Source organism: Bacillus sp. S4, assembly GCF_040838205.1.
GTDB classification, from domain to species: domain Bacteria; phylum Bacillota; class Bacilli; order Bacillales; family Bacillaceae_G; genus Bacillus_A; species Bacillus_A cereus_U.
This window is the reverse complement of the sequence record NZ_JBFPJI010000372.1, coordinates 1-2,971: the sequence shown is the minus strand read 5'-3', so window position 1 is coordinate 2,971 and position 2,971 is coordinate 1. Positions and strand designations below refer to the sequence as shown.

Sequence of the window (2,971 nt, the reverse complement as noted above, 5' to 3'; positions counted from 1 at the left end):
ATTTTAACATTAATTAAATGTTCATACCTATAATTATTTTCATAAAATATAAAAGAGGTTGCCCAAAAGTAGCTATTCAGCTACTTTTGGGACAACCTCTTTTTATGCATTCATCTTAAATTATAATAATACTTATATTATTTTAGGTATTACCGTCCTAGGTTTCGCTACATATCCATCAGGCAAATAAATTCAAATAACCTTATATGTCCCCCCATCCATATAGACAGGGGGACATATACCGCATCATTCTTTACTTAATACTTTCTAATTCCCATTGGTGATAATTACCTGGTGAAGTTGTATGCTCAGATTTTAAAACACGCTCACCAGCACCTACAAGTGGGGCAATACCATTATCTGCAACAGAACTAGTCCACTGGTTTTCTCTTGATGTTATATAATTAGAATCAGATTTTATATAGAAGTTCTTCTGATTAGTAAGCTTGTCTAATTTAATAGCAGATTTATTGTGATCAGTATCTAACCAACTATAGTCATAACCATTTCCAATGTTTAAATACTGATAATTACTATGACTACTATTCGTAAACTTCATAAACACTTCTTCATCTTTTTTGAATAGTTCTTCCGGTCTAGATTTACCTTTTCTTTCAAGTATTACTGGTGTTGCTTGAACGTCTGGTCCATGTATTGCTTGTTGGATAGGACCGAGTCTCAATCCATCCCAGTTATTCCCCTTAAGTGAAAAGTGTACATATCTCCCATTAATTGATTGGCTTAAAGTACCAGCGCTCCAAGATTCGTTTACACCGTTAGCGAAGTTAGTAGCTGACTTCAAATAATACTGTTTTCCTTCTACTATAGGTTCTCCGGAATTATCTACTACTATTTTATCGATAGCGTCTAGATAGTTTTTATTTGAAACAAGAGGCGTGAAAACTTCAGTTTTATTGTCTTTTACATCAATTAATTCAAACTTAGCGTGAGATTCCCCAAGAGATGCACGGTTAACTGCTATGTCTACAGGTTCATTTTCTTTAGATTCATATACATTTGAATTCTGATTTCGAACTAATGTTACCTTTTGGCTCTCACCTTTTTTATTACGAACCGTAACAAAGATTTCTTTATTTAAATTAAATATACCTGGTATAACCGAAGCATAAATCTTTTTCTTGCTATAATCATAACTGCTATATGATAGAGTTGGTTGTAGTGCGCGTTGATCAAAGAAACCAAGGTTCACACCTCGTTCTAAAAGAGAACGATTTGGACCATAACGAACTAGATTTTCTTTTGGCTGACCATTTACAATATGCTTCGCTACCCAAGCCCCCTTGCCTATCCCGCTATTTTCAAAAAATTCGTCCAGTGAAAGATTATAATCAACGCTAGCAGGTTTTGTTTTGTTCGTTCTTGGTGTATACACTCTAAATTTTGGTATAGAACCCAAATTTGTTTCTACTAATGTAGTAGAAGCATTTACATTTGATGCAAAATGCGACCAATCACCTAAATTTTCAAACTTTCCATCTTTCATTGTATATACATTCATTGTACTGGTAGGCAAGACCTCAATAGAAAGGGGTGCCCCTTGTTCTACCGTTTTTAATTCATCTAGTGTTAGAGAAATTTTCACATCCGCTTGACCTTCTATACTATCCATTAGAATTTCAGTTTTATTGTTTCCGCCTTTTGCTGTAGTTAACAAGTTGGCTTTATAACGATCTTGTGTCGCCTTAACAGTATTAATAATTTTATTACCTAATCGAATGTTAAAGTGAGGTGAAACATCCCCAGCAGACGCTGTACCCGTGTTTTTATATTCTAGATGGAAGCGCACATTTGCTGCTTTAGCTGAATCAACAGTTGTTGCTGTTGACCAATCAAAACTATTAGAGATGCTTTCTGTTTCCGTTTTTGTATTAGAGTAACCATATCCTACATTTAACGATCCTTTTCCTGAAGGTACAGGACCCACTGCCGATCCCTCAGCGCCGCCTTCAACCGCTAAACCAACATTAAAAGAATGTTGTACAGATAGACTTTTTTCCCAGCTCTTAGTACGTGATTCACCATTTGAATCTGTAATACTAGCAACCGGAGTAATATCGATACGTTTTACAGCAATTTGTAGATTTGGCACATTCGCGATCATGGGGTTAAAATCTGTATCAGAATCACTATCATAATGCTCCACTTCATAGCTATCTGTAAAAGGGTCTCCATCTGAGTTTGCACTCTTCGGATTTGTTATAAATCTCTTTTTTCCAAAGTCTTTCACTAGATCATATAACTGAGCTTCATTTTTTCCTGTCTTTTCATTAAATACAATTTTAAATCCTTTTTCTTCCACGTCATTAGGAATACCATCATCGTCCCAATCATTATTTTCCTGAGGTTCTTCCATAATCATGATTCCCTTTTTTCCAGAATCACCATAGATAATATTTTGTCCTTCCTTTAGATTGGTATCTTCTTGAAAGGTTTCCACTTTTCCGCCTTGTTCAGGCTTTGTTTCAGCTAAAGCAGGGGATGTTATCGTCAATGCCATAGTTAAACTACTTACTGCACCAAGTATTGGCTTTAATTTTTTCATCTTAGTTTTCCTCCATATTTCCTATACATGTTTGAACATCTACTAGTAAGATTGATTTCATAATATCTCACAAGTCTTTCATTTCCCTTTCGCAAATGTTACAAAAGTCTTTCACAATTTTTTTTTTACTTTATTGATATAACGGGTTCCGTTGCAGAATGTCTTAACACATAGAAAGATGAGAAAATTGCAGAAACAAATTTTACAAATTATTTCCTAACCAAACAAAAAGGCAGTTTTACTTTGCTATTTAATAAATTGTAAATCTGATAGGTGACAAAAATAAAAGGAACACAACTTTTTTAAAGTTGTGTTCCTTTTATTTATAAACTATTTAATTATAAAAGATAAAATCCCTATAATTACACATGCAATTCCGCTTAAGAATTGTCCCAGCCCCGCTGTTTC

The 2,971-nt window shown here is 34.2% G+C and carries 1 protein-coding gene; it reads right to left on the bottom strand.

The annotated features are described in order from the left end of the window. Positions 1–253: 253 nt before the first annotated feature. Positions 254–2,563, bottom strand: coding sequence for a binary toxin-like calcium binding domain-containing protein (locus AB3X48_RS20270; protein ID WP_088099395.1), 2,310 nt, complete (start codon positions 2,561–2,563; stop codon positions 254–256). Positions 2,564–2,971: the final 408 nt, after the last annotated feature.